Here is a 15973-nt window from a genome sequence, read left to right as displayed (position 1 = left end):
CATTGGTCGTCTCGTAAAGCGTAACGCCGTTTCATCCCGGTTTTGAGCTATCTTGAGTGAACGGGTAGCAGGCTACACACATTTCACTATTTTTGTCAATTTTCTTAATTGATGACAGACCCTAAGTAAGATAGCCGATCTAAATTGGATGAATATGGACGATAATGTCAAAATAGAGGTAGAAAACTAAAAAAAAGAAATTATTCTTTCAAACTCAAACCTCGATTTTGATGGAGAACCGATCCAAATTACCCATATAAACCGATTACCAATAGAGCAAGCAAGGTGTTTGTCCGTGAACTCCCTCCATTCAGAGCGTTCTAAAATACTAGTCGTCGATGACCATCAAGCCAGTCGCATGACCGCAGTCGCATTATTATCTGTCGAAGGTTATGAAATGCTCGAAGCAGATAGCGGTCCGGCGGCCCTTGAGTGCATCAAAAAAACCAACCCCGATCTGATCCTCTTAGACGTGATGATGCCAGGAATGGACGGGTTTGAAGTTTGTCGTCATCTCAAACAAGACGAATCGACGCGGTTAATTCCAATTATTTTCATTACCGCCCTCAACGATCGCCGATCGCGGATCCGAGGCATCGAAGCAGGCGGCGATGACTTCCTCACCAAACCCTTCGACCACCTCGAACTCTCGGCGCGGGTTAAATCCCTAGTGCGCCAAAAGCGACTCAACGAAGACCTCGACCACGCCGAAAAAGTCCTCTTTTCGATTGCCAAAACCGTCGAAACCCGCGATCCCAACACCGGAGACCACTGCGAACGACTCGTCGCCCTCGGTCGCGCCTTCGGCACGTATCTCAACCTGTCACGACCGCAAATTCGCAATTTAGAATGGGCCGGATACCTGCACGACATCGGTAAAATCGGCATTCCCGATGCAGTGTTGCTCAAAAAAGGCAAATTCGACGCCGAAGAATGGGCGATCATGAAACAACACGTACTCATTGGCGAAAAAATCTGCCAACCCCTGCGAACCATGAGCGGCGTCCGACCGATCGTGCGCCATCACCACGAACGCTGGGACGGAAGCGGCTATCCCGACGGACTCGTAGGCGATGCGATTCCCTATATGGCCCAAGTCTTTCAACTGCTCGATATTTACGACGCCCTCACCAGCGAACGGCCTTATAAACAAGCCTTTTCCCCCGAAAAAGCCTTAGAAATTCTCGACGAAGAAGTCGAACGCGGCTGGCGCAACCCGAAACTAGTTGAAAGTTTTAAAGATTTTATTTGCAATATCCACTTGCAAAACGCCGCCGCAATTCCCGAGTCCGAACGCAGTCCACTGGTTGCCACCGGGTAAAGTATTCGACCCGATTGCCCCTGACGGTCACCCCCACCGGAACCCGCCCAGAATAGTTTAGCTGGGATCCGCCTTGGGCGCGGATGGATCCTAGAGCGCGATCGCCTCGGCAGCGAGAAACATCCTAGAGGCAAGAAATTCTTGGGGAGAGGAAACCGCTACGGTTGTTGGCGAAAACCTGCTTCACTAGGTTCTATCGTAGAACTAAGAATCCCCCGTACTTGAGGCGGGGGAGTGTCAATCATAAGTAGATCGGCTCAGAAAAGAATGGTAGCAGTAGCGATTTTAGCCGCCGGACGCGGAACTCGTATGAAGTCTAACTTACCTAAAGTCTTGCATTCTTTAGGTGGGCGATCGCTAGTCGAACGAGTGCTAGACAGCTTATCCCAAATCCAACCTTCCCGGCGATTAATCGTAGTCGGTTATCGTAGCGAGTCCATCCAAAGCGCCCTCGCACCGATTGCCAACCTCGAATTTGTCGAACAACGAGAACAGTTGGGAACGGGTCACGCCATCCAACAAATCATTCCCCATTTACAAGACTTTCAAGGCGACTTACTCGTCTTGAACGGCGACGTACCCCTATTGCGACCGAGTACGATCGCCTCGTTACTCGCCACCCACAAACAGCAGAAAAACGCCTGTACCCTGCTGACCGCCCAAATGCCCGATCCCCAAGGATACGGGCGCGTTTTTTGCGACAGCCAAAATCACCTGCAGCAAATCGTCGAAGATCGAGACTGTACCGACGCGCAAAAGCAAAATCGGCGGATTAACGCTGGAGTGTACTGTTTCCACTGGCCCGATTTGGCCGACGTACTGCCCAAACTGAAAGCAGAAAACGACCAACAGGAATATTATTTAACCGATGCGGTCAATTACTTAAAGCCCGTGCGCGTCGTCGAAGTCGAAGACTATCAAGAAATTCTCGGGATTAACAACCGCAAACAACTCGCCACCGCTTACGAAATCCTGCAAACCCGGATTAAAGATAAGTGGATGGCGGCTGGCGTCACCCTCGTCGATCCCCACAGCATCACCATTGACGATCCCGTAGAAATCGGCACCGACGTCACCATCGAACCGCAAACCCACTTGCGCGGTCAGACCAAAATCGGTTCCGGGAGTCGCATCGGTCCGGGCAGTTTAATCGAAAACAGCACCATCGGCGAAAACGTTACCGTTCTCTATTCCGTAATTGCCGACAGCGAGGTCGGCGATGGAACGCGGGTCGGTCCTTACGGACACTTGCGCGGTCGCGCCCAAATCGGGGGCGAATGTCGGGTCGGCAATTTTGTCGAGATTAAAAATACCACCCTCGGAGATCGCAGTAACGTCGCCCACCTGTCCTATCTCGGGGATACCACGACGGGCGATCGCGTCAACGTCGGCGCCGGAACGATTACCGCCAACTACGACGGCTATCAAAAACACCGAACCGAAATCGGAAGCGGCACCAAAACAGGCTCCAACAGCGTCTTAGTCGCCCCGGTTCGCATCGGCGAAAACGTAACGATCGCCGCCGGATCCACCATCGTCGAAGACGTTCCCGACGATTCCCTCGTCATCGCCCGTCCCCGTCAAATCGTCAAACCGGACTGGCAGCCCAAATCCGCCCAACCTCAAGGGGAATAAGCTGCCGAACCCGGCATTTAACGGGCACTCGACTGCCAAAACGTTTCCACAGTCCCGTCCGGCTTGAGAACCAGGCGCAACTGCCCGCTTGGGGCGCCCTCCCACGGCGATACAAATGGTTCTCCGAGTAAGGGAATCCCGGTAATATCGATATGAGTTTTCGAGGCTTCCCCCAGGGGGTCGATCGCCGCGATCGAGCCGTCGGCATTGAGCTTGAGCCGATATTCTAACGTCGGCTCGAACCCGGACGGCGGTTGCCAGCGTTCTTGAAAATACTGCTGGGCTTCGCGGACGGAAGAGGGTTCGTTAAAGACCGGGGGCGGCCCCGAGGGCGATCGCGCCGGAGGGAAAGCGGCGGCGTCATTCGGGGCATTTTCCTCCGCAGACCCAGCCTCACTCGTCGCTTCAAACTCTTCCGGCGGAACCGCCGCCACATCCTCGCTCAAATCGGGGACGGGAGGAGGCTCCTCCCGGACTGGTGACGGCGAGGCGCTGGTGGGCGTTGGCGGCGCACTGCCGATCTGGTCTACCGTCGGGTCCCCTGAAATTCGAGGGGGATTGGGAGGCGAACTTTGCCCCTGGCTTTGCCCTTGGCGCGATTCCGAGGTCGAGGCATTCCCCCTGTCGGACTCCGGTGCGGGTTCGATGCGTAACTCCACCCCCCCGCCATTTTGAGGCGTTCCCGTAGCGTCTGGAGGCGGTGTAGGCGATCCTCCTGGGGAGTCGCTGCGCGAACGCCCTTCCCGAGGAGCCGGACGGGTGGCCAAGTTTTCCGGCGGTGCTGCCGCTTCTGGGGTTCTCTCCAGTTGGGGCGCGGGTTGAGGCATGGCGATCGGCGGAGGCGGTGGGGCGCTCGGTTGCTCCGAAGGCACCGGAATCGGACTGGAAAAGGTCGTCGGCGGTTGAGTCTGCTCGGGTGTCGTCCCCGGGGACGCGGGAGGTGAGGGCAGGGAAGAAATCGTTTCCGAACTCGCGGGTTCTTCGGCGTCCTGGACGGGAGATCCGGCGGTTTCCCCGACGGGATCGAAGGGACGTTCGATCGCGTACCACGTCGCGGAGCCGACGCCGACCGTTAGTAAGGCGATCGCCGCGACCCTCAACCAGACGGGGGACGGGCGCCGTCGGCTCGTGTCTCCCCAGTCCGGTAGCGCCGTTAATTCGCTGGCATAACTGTCTAAAGCACTGGCTAAATCGAATAGTTGTAAGGTGCCGAGATGAACCACCGCACCGGATTCTTCCGTCGCCAATTCTCCCAAATGCAATTCGTGGGCGACCAAGCCCTTGGGATGTAAGGAAATCTGCGATCGCTCGGCCACTCCAAAGGAGGATCGCCGCTCCTCCGGGAGTTCGCTCGGGGACTGCAAAGGAGGATCGCCGCTCCCTGACCCCTCCGGGACGAGTTCCAAATGGCGATCGGCGGCTTCCTCCTCGGTCGGGGGCGCCGCACTCCCCTGGGCGATCGCCTCTCGTGAGGGATCTTCTCCCGCATCCCCCCGCACTAAATCCGCAATCCCATCGCCACCTTGGGCGGGGACGGGCGATCGCCCTATGAAGTCGCGCACGTAAGTCGATACTGCTTCATAAAGATCTTGGAGACTGTCGCCGTCGCCGCGCAAGGTGACTTGTTGCTCTTCGGGGATTTGCGGGGCGTCGAAGCGCAATTGAAAGTGCACATTCTTGACAACAGGTTGACCGACCCACCGCGACAACGGCGAACTCGTCGCCCGAATTTCCAACGTACACGTCGGGGGGGTGTACCGTCGCAAGACCGAATTAAACGAAGGCATAAATTAGGATAGGTTGGAGAACGAATAACGAATCGATCGGGGAACTAGACTCAAGACTCGTTCGATGTTTAGGGAGGCACGACTTTCTACGGTAAAAAACAGGTCAGTCATCTCTTGAAGGTTGTTATAGCAATTCTCACTCGCGATCGGGGACGCCCCTCAAGCTCTCAAGTCCCCCCTGCCAACCCCGGATACAGCCCTCGGGGACGGTCTTGGCCGCCATTGAGGGCGGAGATATTCTCGAAATCCAAGGAAGAATTGCAAAGGAACTGGGGATAAAAACACGCTCGGTTAACTGTTATCTCGATCGTCGATTTGAGAAGGTTTTTGATATTTTTGATTCTCAAAATTCTCAAAATTTTCAAGATTTTCAAGATTTTCAAGATTTTTAATCTGTTATTTCGATCGCGATCGAAAATCGCCTTGTTTTAAAAGAAAAAAACACAAAAGACACCCAACCCACACGAAACCCACTTATTTGACGGGCAACGAGGGATCGATCAAGGCCAGCCAAAGATGGCGATGGCCGTTAGAGCCACTGTAAAACAGCAGGTCGATTAATAATTTTAAAGCTAAATGACTTAAATAATCCGGGGAAGTTTCTTCTCCATCTTCCATCCGTTCTTGATAGGTATTGCAAAACTTATCGAGATAGTCACCGAGCAGGGAAGCTTCGTGGGGTTCACGGTTGAGCTCGGTGAGTTGTTCGAGTAAGGCAACGGCGCGGCGGATCAATTCTTGATGTTCCCGGGCCAGATGGCAGATCGCCAAAACGAGCGATCGCGCCTCCTCGACATCTAATTTCTTGCGTCCTCCCTGACTTTTGCGTAAGGGATTGGACTGGCGCAGCCGCCACAGGGAAACCCGATCCATCAACATCGCTTCGAGTTTTAATTCCACGGCGGCACGCAGGATCGCCTCGGACCCGATCCCGGCCAAAGATTCCAACGTCAGCAGGATCAGGTCTAAATGGGTTTTAATATTGTCGAGTTCGGAGGCGGACGGAGGCTGGGCGTGCGCCAATTCCTCCCGTTGGATCGCGGAAGTTGCAGACAATTGACCGGGCGTTTTCTGGCCGTTTTTGCCGTTCGCCGCCCCTTTTAAAATTGAGCGCATCGCGTCTAACTCCCCTCAAAACAGTCTCCAGCACCCTCGCACTTCCTCTATCTTCCTCGGCTCGCCTCTCATTTGAGATAAGCCACCGTCACCCCACTGCCGCCTTCTTTTTGGTCGGCCAACTCGTAGCGATCGATCGCGCCGTGTTGTTTCAAGAACTCGTGGACTCCCTGACGGAGTTTGCCCGTCCCTTTGCCGTGGACGATCCACAATGCTCCGCCGATAGGGATCTGTTCGGCGATCGCCCGTTCGAGTTCGAGTTCGGCGTCGGCGACCCGAGATCCGCGCAGATCGAGGGTATTGCGACTCGTTCTCACCGTCGGGGCGCTCGGCGACGGTGCGGGCGGCGCCGAGCGGGTGCGATCTGCGGGGGGTTTCGTTTTTGGCGGGGCTTCTACCTTTTCTCCGTCCAGAGATTCGATTTCCGCAAAGGAAACATTCATTTTCATGATCCCAAAGCGAACGCTCACTTCGCGATCGCCCTCTTCGACTGCGAGCACTTCTCCGGTTTGCCCGATTTGGGGAATGCGGACGCGATCGCCCACTTGGGGACGAAATCCCGGTTTCGGACGGCGGGCGCTCTGCTGTCGCGACGGCAAATAGCGCCGCGCCACCTCATCGACTTCCGCAGTAGCGGCGTTCGCCTCTTGTCCGGTCGGGGTGCCTTGTTGCAGGCGGCGGATCGTGCGGGCGATCTGAGCTTTTGCTTCGGCGATCGCCGCTCGTACGGCCTCTTCTTGCGACTGTTGCAATTGTCGTTCCCGATCTTGGAGCGACTGGGCCCGGGCGGACACTTCGCGATAGAGACGCTCGGTTTCGGCGAGCAGTTCCCCAGCTTCTTCCGCTTTGGTTTCCTGGCGTCGCCGTTCGTCTTCCAACCCGGCGATCGCCCGGTCGATCTCTTGGCTGCCCGTCGGCGCGATCCGGGCCGAAGCGCGATCGATAATCTCTGCGGCGAGTCCCAAGCGGCGGGCGACGGAGAGCGCGTTCGAGCGTCCCGGAATCCCCCATAACAAGCGGTAGGTCGGCTGCAAGGTGCGATCGTCGAATTCCACCGAGGCATTCTCGAAGCGCTCGTCTTCGTATTTGAGAACTTTGAGTTCGCCGTAGTGGGTCGTGGCGACGCACAGACGGACGCGATCGGCCAGGGACTGGAGTAAGGCGATCGCCAAGGCACTCCCTTCCGACGGATCCGTACCCGCCCCCACTTCATCGAGCAACACCAGGGAGCGATCGCTCATCGCTTCCCAAATACGAGTAATCCGACGGATGTGACCGGAAAAGGTGGATAAACTCTGTTCCAGGGATTGCTCGTCTCCGATATCGGCGAGAACTGCATCGAACCACGGCAATTCTACAGGTTCGCGCGCGGGGACGAATAGCCCCACTTTCGCCATCAGCGCCACCAGTCCCAGGGTTTTCAAGGTCACCGTTTTCCCCCCGGTATTCGGTCCGGTAATGGCGACGACGCGCACCTTCGGGTCAATTTTGACATCGATCGCCACCACCGGATCCCCGTGTTCGTGTCGGTGTTGCCAGACGAGCAAGGGATGGCGCAGTTGGCGCAGCACGATCGCCTCCCCCGCTTCCGGGCCGTCTTCGTCGATAAAGCGCGGCGGATTGCCTTCCAGCCATAAAGAATAACGCGCCCGGGCGCTGGCTAAATCGATCGCCGTCACCACGGCGAGCAACCGTTCGAGATCTTCTTGGACTTCGCCGACTCGTTCGGTCAGATGGCGCAAGATTTTTTCTTCTTCCGCTTGTTCCTGGCGGCGCAGTTGTCGTGCTTGGTTGTTCAGTTCTACGGTGGCGTGGGGTTCCACGTAGAGGGTCGCGCCACTGGTGGAACTGTCGTGAACGATGCCGGGAATTGCATCTTTTTGCGGTGCTTTGACGGGAATCACGAAGCGATCGCCCCGTTGGGTGACGATCGACTCTTGCACCGCATGACTTTGCCGTTGCAAAATCCTTTGCAAGGTTTCGTAAATTCGGTTGCGAACTTGCCGCGCCGCGCTGCGAATTCCCGCCAGTTTGGGGCTGGCGCGATCGGCCACGGTGCCGCGTTCGTCGATACAGTGGTTGATCTCTTGTTCGATTTCCGGATAAGTCCGCAACGGTGCCACCAAGGCTTGCAAAAGCGGCACCTCATCCGCACTCTCGATCGCCCGTCGCAGTTGTCTGGCCCCGGATAGGGTCGTGGCGATCTCCAGCAACTCTTCTCCAGAGAGCATTCCGTGAATAGCGGCGCGTTCTAACGATTCGCCGATATCCTCGATGCCCTCAAAAGACAAGCCATTACCGAGGCGACTTTCGAGGTCGTAAACTTCTTGGGTTTGGGCGAGCAGTTCTCGGGAACGCTCTCGATTATCGGGTATGGGTAACTGTTTGGCCGCCAGCGCGCCCAGTTTGGTCGCCGCAAAGGTTGCCAAATGCTGGCACAGGCGCGCCCACCCCAACAGTTCTAAGGTCTCGGACTGAATCAAAGCTAAAAGACTGAATTGCAGTTGAATGAACTGACCCACTTCGCGATCGGCGATCGAACTCGACCTGGGCGATCGCAAGAGTGGCTTCCTACTCTCAGACCAGGACTGAGATCTGGGCGATCGGCTCGCCCCGGGGTCGCGCAGGTCAAGCGTCTTAGTCCCTCTTCTCTGAGGTGGCCCGAACAATATTGCTCAACCCACTTGGCCGATCGCTTCGGACAGATTGCAATTCCTTAATATAGCAGAAGTCCCTGCTGCGAGAATCGGGCAAACGAAGGGATGCGGACACCCCGTCCTCAGTTGAGGCGTCTGTCCGCATCCCTTCGGCGATCGAAACTTTCCAACTCGATGCCACGGTAAATGACGCTTTACCGTGGCGTCGATGCTCTTCAGTTCCCGCGATTATGGCTCTGGCACGTTACAGCCTTCGATTTCGACCGAGGCTGACTCGATCCTCTCCCCTGAATTAACCTGCACGAATCGTGCAAGTGACGTGCGTCCGACTCCCCTGGATGCCCTGTCGCCCTAGGTGATTTGGCCTTAGTGTTAAGGCTTGACCGTTCCTGTAAAGGCTTTGTGGCGAGGAGCGACGTAACGGTGTAGGAAGGCTTCAATTTCTCCAATTTCGCGCCCGTCACATTCGGCAAACATTGCTTCGAGGGCTTGAGTGTCTCGCTCGTTGAATGATGCAACGAGTGGGTTTGAAGACTGGCAGGTCATGGTAGACATACTCGATTTCCTCGCAGACGGACATGAAGTTTTCGTGAAATATGAGCCGACCTTTTTTAAAGATAAGGTAAAGCAGACGGCGATCGCCTCAGTGTAAGCACCCAAGTTTGTGCGATCGGTAAAATTGCTCAAAATCTCCGAGATAATACGGATGTCGCTAAAAAATAAGCCGTTTTCCGGGTGGACAGCCTTGGGAGCGGGGGCGATCGCCCCGGCGCGGGTCGAGAGAGCGGAGCGGGGAGGGGTGATTCTCCTGGGGAGACCCGACGCGATCGCAGCGTGGCAGCGCTCAACTCCTTTGTGGGTCTGCTTTTGGCGATCCGTTCCCCCGCCCTTGTCTCCAACTCTATTTGCCTTCCCGGCAATTTTGTTGCAAATTTGATAGTCTAGCTTAAATAGTCTTGGGAAAGCGAGTAGAAGCAGTGGATATTCAAATTGGTCGGGGCAAAACAGCTCGCAGAGCATACGGAATTGATGAAATTGCCCTGGTTCCCGGCAACCGAACCCTCGATCCGGCGTTGGCAGAAACGACCTGGGAAATTGGCGGTATCCGCCGGGAAATTCCCATCATCGCCAGTGCGATGGATGGTGTCGTTGACGTCCGCATGGCGGTTCGACTCTCGCAACTGGGCGCCCTGGGGGTACTCAATCTCGAAGGCATTCAAACCCGCTACGCCGATCCCAACCCGGTTCTCGATCGCATTGCCTCGGTGAGCAAAGACGAGTTTGTCACCCTGATGCAAGAACTCTACGCCGAACCGATTAAGCCGGAGTTAATCGAGAAGCGCATTCACGAAATCAAAAGCCAAGGCGCCATCGCTGCGGTCAGTGCCACCCCGGCTGGAGCGATTCAATACGGGTCGGCGGTCGCCAAAGCCGGAGCGGATTTATTTTTCGTACAAGCGACGGTGGTTTCGACGGCGCACCTCTCTCCGGAATCGGTCGATCCCCTCGATTTAGGCAAATTCTGCCAAGATATGCCCGTTCCGGTGATTTTAGGCAACTGCGTCACTTATGAGGTTGCCCTTAATTTAATGAAAGCCGGAGCCTCCGGTATCCTCGTCGGCATCGGACCGGGAGCAGCCTGCACCTCTCGCGGGGTCTTGGGAATTGGCGTTCCCCAAGCGACCGCCGTCGCGGACTGCGCGGCAGCACGAGAAGATTTCCATCGCGAAACGGGTCGCTACGTCCCGGTGATCGCCGACGGCGGCTTGATTACTGGGGGCGATATTTGCAAATGTATTGCTTCCGGCGCCGATGGCGTCATGATCGGCTCTCCCTTTGCTAGAGCGGCTGAAGCCCCCGGACGCGGCTATCACTGGGGGATGGCCACCCCGAGTCCGGTTCTGCCTCGCGGGACGCGAATTCGGGTCGGAACCACCGGAACCCTCGAAGAAATCTTGCGCGGTCCGGCGCGACTCGACGACGGCACCCACAATCTCCTCGGCGCCCTCAAAACGAGCATGGGAACCTTGGGTGCGAAAAACTTGCGGGAAATGCAGCAAGTTGAAGTTGCGATCGCCCCTTCGCTACTCACGGAAGGGAAGGTCTATCAGAAAGCCCAACAATTAGGAATGGGTAAATAAATGTCGGGCAAATGTCGGGCAAATGTCAAGCAAATGTCAGGCAAATGTCAGGCGATCGCCGATTCTTTCAAAAAGTTTAAGGCGAATTCCAAGCATGACAGCGATCTGTAGCTTAGAATAGAATATAGCGGAGACGCATGTTTCCGTTCACTCCTCACACCACACTCCGCCCGGACTTTTGTTCGGGCGGTTCCTTTTGTGGCCGTCGGCGATCGCCGTGTCCGACGACTCGCCGCCATTTTGGAAGCCAATGCCTGATATCAGAAGGCTTTGCTCGCAGAGATGGTAAAATTACGAAGTGCAGGCGTAAAGCCCTCGTTTAGAAAACGGGGGATGTCAGCGCGAGACTGAATCAATTCAGTCGCCCGATGGCACTATAGTTCTTATCAAGGCGGTTGGGGCATCAACCGCCGGACCGGGAGGCAACGTAAGACGGGCTTTGCCTGCGGTTGCTGTTTGACCGGAGAGTCCCCCGTTTTCTAAGCGGGGGAATATGTCAAGGGAGAAAGAACGGGAGCTTGAAGTCCTTGTAGCGCCAGCTCGCGGATGGAAGGCAAAACCGGGGGGTAGTTCGACCTGCCGATTGTCAAAGCTCGTATCCGTCACGGTAGTATCGAGATCTCAACCGCGCCCGTCTGCGGTGGGTTGAAGCTAGACCCGAACCCTTCCTCGCAGAAGAACCTTTCGGGCGATCGCGTGCGACCCACCCCCTCATAAGGAAGTAGGGCCGGGATTCGTCTACATTCACCCGGGGTGAGATCTCGCCTCAACGGCGGTCAGACATCACCCGTCCGAGCTAGTGAAATCCGCGAACCCACAATCCCCGTCTCTTGAGGCCAGGGAGTGTCAATCTCTTAGAAACCCTATAGTAAAGGATTCAAAGGCATGTCAGCAGCCGCACAAGTTACAGACTCTACTTTTAAACAAGAAGTGCTTGAGAGCAACGTACCTGTTTTGGTCGATTTTTGGGCGCCCTGGTGCGGTCCGTGTAGGATGGTAGCTCCAGTGGTCGATGAAATCGCCCAACAGTACGACGGTCAGGTGAAGGTTGTCAAAGTCAATACCGATGAAAATCCCAATGTCGCCAGTCAGTACGGGATCCGGAGTATTCCGACCCTGATGATTTTCAAAGGCGGTCAACGGGTCGATATGGTCGTCGGTGCCGTTCCAAAAACCACGCTGGCCAATACTCTAGAAAAATATCTCGATAAATAGAGTTCTATCCCTGTTTGTCAATGAGTACACTCTACCCAACTCAGCCTGTCGGGCGTATTGGCGAGCCATTTAAGTTTCCAGGGATCGCTCGCCCCACGGACATTCCCCTTCTCAGGAAGATTTTCCTGTAGACCCCGGCTCAGTTTGGTATGGTGGGCGTCTCCTCGGGGATCGCCATTGGTTCTCCCGCCCTGGCGTGCGTGCTAGGACGGGATTTTTTATGGACGACAGCGAGGCGATCGCCCGCTCCCAAGCCGACCGATCCCCGTTGGGGATCGCTTTTCGCTAAAATCAAAATGCAGCCTCGGACAGGTTTATGGCTCAATCGCTTTATTTTGACGAACTCGACACCCTTGAGGCAGATCTCAAACGCTTAATCGAAGATCTGCCCAGTTTGAAGCATAAAAAATGGATCGGGCGATCGCTCGCCAGCCTCGTCCGCATCGCCTCGGAAGACATCGATCGCCTCGACTGGAAAATTCTGAGTGCTTCGATCCAAGACCTCGAAAGCGGTTTCCAGATTTTTTACCCCTACCGTCACGTTCGTAAAATCACCGTATTCGGATCGGCTCGCATCGAACCAAATACCCCGGAATACCAGATGGCTCGCGATTTTGCCCGCCGTCTGGTCGGACAGGGATTCATGGTGATGACCGGAGCCGGAGGCGGCATCATGCAAGCGGGGAACGAAGGGGCCGGAAAAGGTCACTCCTTCGGACTCAACATCCAATTACCCTTCGAGCAAGATGCCAATCCTTATATCGACACGGACAACAAACTGATCGAATTCAAGTATTTCTTTACCCGCAAGCTCTTTTTCCTGCGCGAGAGCGACGCGATCGCCCTGTTTCCCGGCGGGTTCGGCACCCAAGACGAAGCCTTTGAATGCTTGACGTTGGGGCAAACCGGACGCTACGGCCCTTCTCCCATCTTACTGATCGACGCCCCCGGCGGGGACTATTGGAAAGATTGGGATGCCTATATCCGCAAGCACCTCTTAAAACGGGGCTTGATCGGCTCCGAAGACTGCAACATCTACACCGTCACCGACGATTTAGACGTGGCGTGCGACACGATTCGCAAGTTTTACCGCGTCTACCATTCCAGTCGCTACGTTAAAGATTTATTCGTGATCCGTCTCAAATCCGAACTCTCCGACGAAGCCGTCGAACAGCTCAATGCGGAATTTAGCGATATTTTAGTCAAGGGCAAAATTGAGAAAACGGGCGCCTTACCCGCAGAAATGGGAGACGAAACCTCCGAATTGCCCCGCCTGAGTTTGTATTTCAACCGCCGTGACGCCGGACGACTCTACCAATTCATCCACCGCATCGACGAACTCGCCATCGCCGATTCCGACGAGTTACTCCATCCGGAGCGCAAGTAAAGCCCGATTGATGAGAGAATAGGTCAACGTGTCCTTTACAAAACTTTATCTGAAAGATGGCTGAAATTCAGTTTTCCCAAGGCGTGAAAGAGGAAATCGTCCCCGAAGTCCGTTTGACCCGTTCTAAAGATGGTTCCCAAGGGACGGCAACCTTTTACTTTCAAAACCCCAATGCTTTAGCTCAGGACAGCACCGATGAAATTACCGGGATGTACCTGATCGACGAAGAAGGCGAAATTACCACCCGGGAAGTGAAAGCAAAATTTGTCAACGGTCAACCGGAAGCGCTCGAAGCGATTCACGTGATGAAATCGGAACAAGAATGGGAGCGGTTCATGCGCTTTATGGAACGCTACGCCCAAGAAAATGGTTTGGGCTTTAGCAAATCGTGAATCTGGCTCCCTTTCCCGTCGTCGCTCGCGATCGCCCGCACTCATGACTTCCATTCCCCACCCCGATTCCGAACCGATCGCCGTTCGTTGTGCGGCGATTACGGTCAGCGACACGCGCACCCCCGACACCGATCGCAGTGGTCGGATCGTCCGAAACCGACTGGTCGAAGCGGGACACGCGATCGCCGCTTATGAAATTCTCAAAGACGACCCGGTGGCGATCCGCGATCGCTTGATGACGTTGGCGTCCAGGGACGATCTCGACGCGATCGTTTTCAACGGGGGGACAGGGATTGCCCCGCGAGATACCACTTACGACGCGATCGCCTCCCTGTTAGAAAAAACCCTGCCCGGGTTTGGGGAGATCTTTCGCTCGTTGAGCTATCACGAGATCGGGTCGCGGGCGATCGCCTCGCGGGCGATCGCCGGGGTGTACCATTCCAAACTCATTTTTTCGATTCCCGGCTCTACAGGAGCCGTCAGCCTCGCCTTAGAGCGCTTGATCTTGCCGGAACTGGTGCATTTGGTCTCCCAGTTGACCCGTTCTCCCGCTTAGGAAATAGGGGCGATCGCCCTCGGTCGGAGTGGAACTACTGGGCCAGTCGGTCTAATTTTTCCTTAATTGCCAACCGCAATAACGAACGCAGCAACAGCAAGAAGGCGATCGCCGAGATCGCGAAGGCGACGATCGCCCCCGAACCATAGGGACCGAGCAACAACACCGCCCCGGCGAGAAACGTAAAGCCCGACAGACAAGCATAAATTAAACTTTTGACCGATAAATTCAAGCGATTTAAGGCGCGATCGCTCTCAATCGATCTCACTTGCAATTGCAACTCTCCCGATTCTAACCGCTTTTCCAAGCGGGTCAGCAACACTTCCGCCGCACTCGGTTTTTGAAAGCGCTCCTTGATAAAATGGCGCGTCTGTTGCGCCAACTCCGAAATCGCACCCACCTTTCCCCGTTCCAGAGTAATACTTTTCACGAAAGGCTGCATACAAGCCCTCAAATTATATTGCGGGTCGAGGGTTCGCGCGATCCCGTCGAGGGTCGTCAGGGATTTAATAATAAACGTCATTTGAGCGGGCAACCGGAACGGCTGCTGCTGGAACATCGAATAGATCTCGCTGCGGATTTCCCCAAATGCCTTGACGTCGATCGGTTTTTCTGTAAAGTTTTCTAGCAAAAAATTTAACAAGCGACGTACCGGACGCATATCGCTGACAGGAACGATCAAGCCCATTTCAATTAAAGCTTTCAACACCGCATCGGTGTCCTTTTTCAACACGGCGAAAAACGTGCGAATCATTCGATCTTTGGCTAAGGGCTTGAGTTCGGCCATCATGCCGAAATCGTAGAAAATCAAGCGTCCGTCCGGGGTAACCGCCATGTTACCCGGATGGGGGTCGGCTTGGAAAAAACCGTCGAGCAAGAGTTGTTTTAAATAACAAGAAATTCCCAGTCGATTAATTTCGCAAACATCCAAGCCCATCGCCTCGATCGCGTGGCGATCGTCAATTTTCGTCCCCGGCAGATATTCCATCGTTAAAATGCGTTTGGTGGTATAGCGCCAGTAGATTTTAGGGACGAGAACTTGACTGTTGCCTTCAAAGTTTTCTCGGAAGCGATCGGCATTTTTCCCTTCGATTAAATAATCGATTTCTTGGGACAGAAAGCCGATAAATTCTCGGTAGATCTCCTTGAGTTCGTACTTTCTCGCCCAGGGAAAAAAGCGATTGGCGAGTTGGACTAAATCGTAAAGAACTTTGAAATCTAAGGCGAATAATTGTTCGAGACCGGGACGTTGAACTTTGACGATCGCCTCTTCCCCGGTATGCAGGCGAGCTTTGTGGACTTGACCCAAACTGGCGGCGGCGATCGGGAAGGGGTCGAAATCCCGATAGAGGGCGTGCAAGGAATGGCCCAATTCCGACTCGATCGCGGCGATCGCCTCTTCAGAGCTGAATTCGGGAACCCGGTCTTGTAACGTCGCCAGGGCTTTGACGTATTCGAGGGGGAGCAAGTCGGCCCGAGTCGAAAGGGCCTGACCGATTTTGATAAACGTCGGTCCCAAGTCGATCAAGGTCGCGACCAGCCACCGGGCGCGGCGATCGCGCCGTCCGGCATCGCGAGGAGCGACTTTGTTATCCCACCACGTATAAAAGAGTAATTTACCCGCCGCCGTAAAAATATCGATTTGGCGCTGGAACAGCGAGTATTTAGAGCGCTGCCACCGTAATGGCTTGTTTGAATTGACCTTTTGGAGCATATCTTAGCGTTGTCGAGGGGGAAGTCGCGCCTGCAAGCGACCCAAAATTCCC

14 protein-coding genes are annotated in these 15973 nt (G+C 55.1%); 9 read left to right on the top strand and 5 right to left on the bottom strand.

The features are described from left to right. Positions 1-295: 295 nt before the first annotated feature. Both JJD41_RS19905 and glmU read left to right on the top strand, forming a co-directional pair. Entirely contained in the window at positions 296-1321 is a 1026-nt protein-coding gene (locus JJD41_RS19905) for a response regulator (protein WP_370583896.1), read from the top strand. Between the two features lie 267 nt (positions 1322-1588). After that, positions 1589-2956, top strand: coding sequence for a bifunctional UDP-N-acetylglucosamine diphosphorylase/glucosamine-1-phosphate N-acetyltransferase GlmU (glmU, locus tag JJD41_RS19900; RefSeq protein WP_200669197.1), 1368 nt, complete (start codon positions 1589-1591; stop codon positions 2954-2956). A 17-nt stretch (positions 2957-2973) separates the two neighbouring features. Here glmU and JJD41_RS19895 read toward each other — a convergent pair whose 3' ends face one another. After that, complete coding sequence (locus JJD41_RS19895) at positions 2974-4743, bottom strand: DUF4335 domain-containing protein (protein WP_200669196.1); 1770 nt, start codon at positions 4741-4743, stop codon at positions 2974-2976. 212 nt (positions 4744-4955) lie between these two features. On the opposite strand from JJD41_RS19895, the gene JJD41_RS19890 reads away from it, so the two are divergent. Then, positions 4956-5135, top strand: coding sequence for a hypothetical protein (locus JJD41_RS19890; protein ID WP_200669195.1), 180 nt, complete (start codon positions 4956-4958; stop codon positions 5133-5135). An 82-nt stretch (positions 5136-5217) separates the two neighbouring features. Here the strand turns inward: JJD41_RS19890 and JJD41_RS19885 are convergent, their stop codons facing one another. The 3 genes from JJD41_RS19885 to JJD41_RS19875 form a co-directional block, all read right to left on the bottom strand. After that, positions 5218-5859 carry a DUF3038 domain-containing protein gene (locus tag JJD41_RS19885; RefSeq protein ID WP_200669194.1) on the bottom strand — a complete coding sequence of 214 codons (642 nt, stop codon included), beginning with the start codon at positions 5857-5859 and terminating at the stop codon, positions 5218-5220. A gap of 68 nt (positions 5860-5927) precedes the next feature. After that, positions 5928-8342 carry an endonuclease MutS2 gene (locus JJD41_RS19880; protein WP_200669284.1) on the bottom strand — a complete coding sequence of 805 codons (2415 nt, stop codon included), beginning with the start codon at positions 8340-8342 and terminating at the stop codon, positions 5928-5930. 546 nt (positions 8343-8888) lie between these two features. Then, a complete protein-coding gene (locus tag JJD41_RS19875; protein ID WP_200669193.1) occupies positions 8889-9071 on the bottom strand; it encodes a hypothetical protein in 183 nt (60 codons plus the stop codon). A gap of 151 nt (positions 9072-9222) precedes the next feature. Here JJD41_RS19875 and JJD41_RS19870 point away from each other — a divergent pair, with 151 nt between their 5' ends. The 6 genes from JJD41_RS19870 (at position 9223) to JJD41_RS19845 (ending at position 14207) form a co-directional block, all read left to right on the top strand. Continuing rightward, positions 9223-9453 carry a hypothetical protein gene (locus tag JJD41_RS19870; RefSeq protein WP_200669192.1) on the top strand — a complete coding sequence of 77 codons (231 nt, stop codon included), beginning with the start codon at positions 9223-9225 and terminating at the stop codon, positions 9451-9453. A 40-nt stretch (positions 9454-9493) separates the two neighbouring features. Beyond that, positions 9494-10657 carry a GuaB3 family IMP dehydrogenase-related protein gene (locus tag JJD41_RS19865; RefSeq protein WP_200669191.1) on the top strand — a complete coding sequence of 388 codons (1164 nt, stop codon included), beginning with the start codon at positions 9494-9496 and terminating at the stop codon, positions 10655-10657. Positions 10658-11542: 885 nt separating this feature from the next. Further along, entirely contained in the window at positions 11543-11872 is a 330-nt protein-coding gene (trxA, locus tag JJD41_RS19860) for a thioredoxin (protein ID WP_200669190.1), read from the top strand. 316 nt (positions 11873-12188) lie between these two features. Continuing rightward, the gene (locus JJD41_RS19855) at positions 12189-13259 is read left to right on the top strand and encodes an LOG family protein (protein WP_200669189.1); all 1071 of its coding nucleotides are present in this window, start codon (positions 12189-12191) and stop codon (positions 13257-13259) included. Positions 13260-13315: 56 nt separating this feature from the next. Continuing rightward, entirely contained in the window at positions 13316-13651 is a 336-nt protein-coding gene (gene psb28, locus JJD41_RS19850) for a photosystem II reaction center protein Psb28 (RefSeq protein WP_200669188.1), read from the top strand. Between the two features lie 43 nt (positions 13652-13694). Next, positions 13695-14207 (top strand): MogA/MoaB family molybdenum cofactor biosynthesis protein, encoded by a 513-nt coding sequence (locus JJD41_RS19845; RefSeq protein ID WP_200669187.1) that lies wholly within the window; start codon positions 13695-13697, stop codon positions 14205-14207. A gap of 34 nt (positions 14208-14241) precedes the next feature. Here the strand turns inward: JJD41_RS19845 and JJD41_RS19840 are convergent, their stop codons facing one another. Beyond that, positions 14242-15921: an ABC1 kinase family protein gene (locus JJD41_RS19840; protein WP_200669186.1), complete on the bottom strand. Its 1680-nt coding sequence runs from the start codon at positions 15919-15921 to the stop codon at positions 14242-14244. Positions 15922-15973: the final 52 nt, after the last annotated feature.

Origin of the sequence: Oxynema mangrovii CENA135 (assembly GCF_016632315.1) — a bacterium.
Lineage (GTDB): Bacteria > Cyanobacteriota > Cyanobacteriia > Cyanobacteriales > Laspinemataceae > Oxynema > Oxynema aestuarii.
Note: the sequence above shows the minus strand (reverse complement) of the source record. Positions and strands in the feature narration are given on the sequence as shown.

What these genes read in the sequence shown, in the direction of transcription:
- glmU (WP_200669197.1), top strand. Translation starts at nt 1,589, where the DNA reads ATGGTAGCAGTAGCGATTTTAGCCGCCGGACGCGGAACTCGTATGAAG.
- JJD41_RS19895 (WP_200669196.1), bottom strand. Translation starts at nt 4,743, where the DNA reads ATGCCTTCGTTTAATTCGGTCTTGCGACGGTACACCCCCCCGACGTGT.
- JJD41_RS19885 (WP_200669194.1), bottom strand. Translation starts at nt 5,859, where the DNA reads ATGCGCTCAATTTTAAAAGGGGCGGCGAACGGCAAAAACGGCCAGAAA.
- JJD41_RS19875 (WP_200669193.1), bottom strand. Translation starts at nt 9,071, where the DNA reads ATGTCTACCATGACCTGCCAGTCTTCAAACCCACTCGTTGCATCATTC.
- JJD41_RS19870 (WP_200669192.1), top strand. Translation starts at nt 9,223, where the DNA reads ATGTCGCTAAAAAATAAGCCGTTTTCCGGGTGGACAGCCTTGGGAGCG.
- trxA (WP_200669190.1), top strand. Translation starts at nt 11,543, where the DNA reads ATGTCAGCAGCCGCACAAGTTACAGACTCTACTTTTAAACAAGAAGTG.
- JJD41_RS19855 (WP_200669189.1), top strand. Translation starts at nt 12,189, where the DNA reads ATGGCTCAATCGCTTTATTTTGACGAACTCGACACCCTTGAGGCAGAT.
- psb28 (WP_200669188.1), top strand. Translation starts at nt 13,316, where the DNA reads ATGGCTGAAATTCAGTTTTCCCAAGGCGTGAAAGAGGAAATCGTCCCC.
- JJD41_RS19845 (WP_200669187.1), top strand. Translation starts at nt 13,695, where the DNA reads ATGACTTCCATTCCCCACCCCGATTCCGAACCGATCGCCGTTCGTTGT.
- JJD41_RS19840 (WP_200669186.1), bottom strand. Translation starts at nt 15,921, where the DNA reads ATGCTCCAAAAGGTCAATTCAAACAAGCCATTACGGTGGCAGCGCTCT.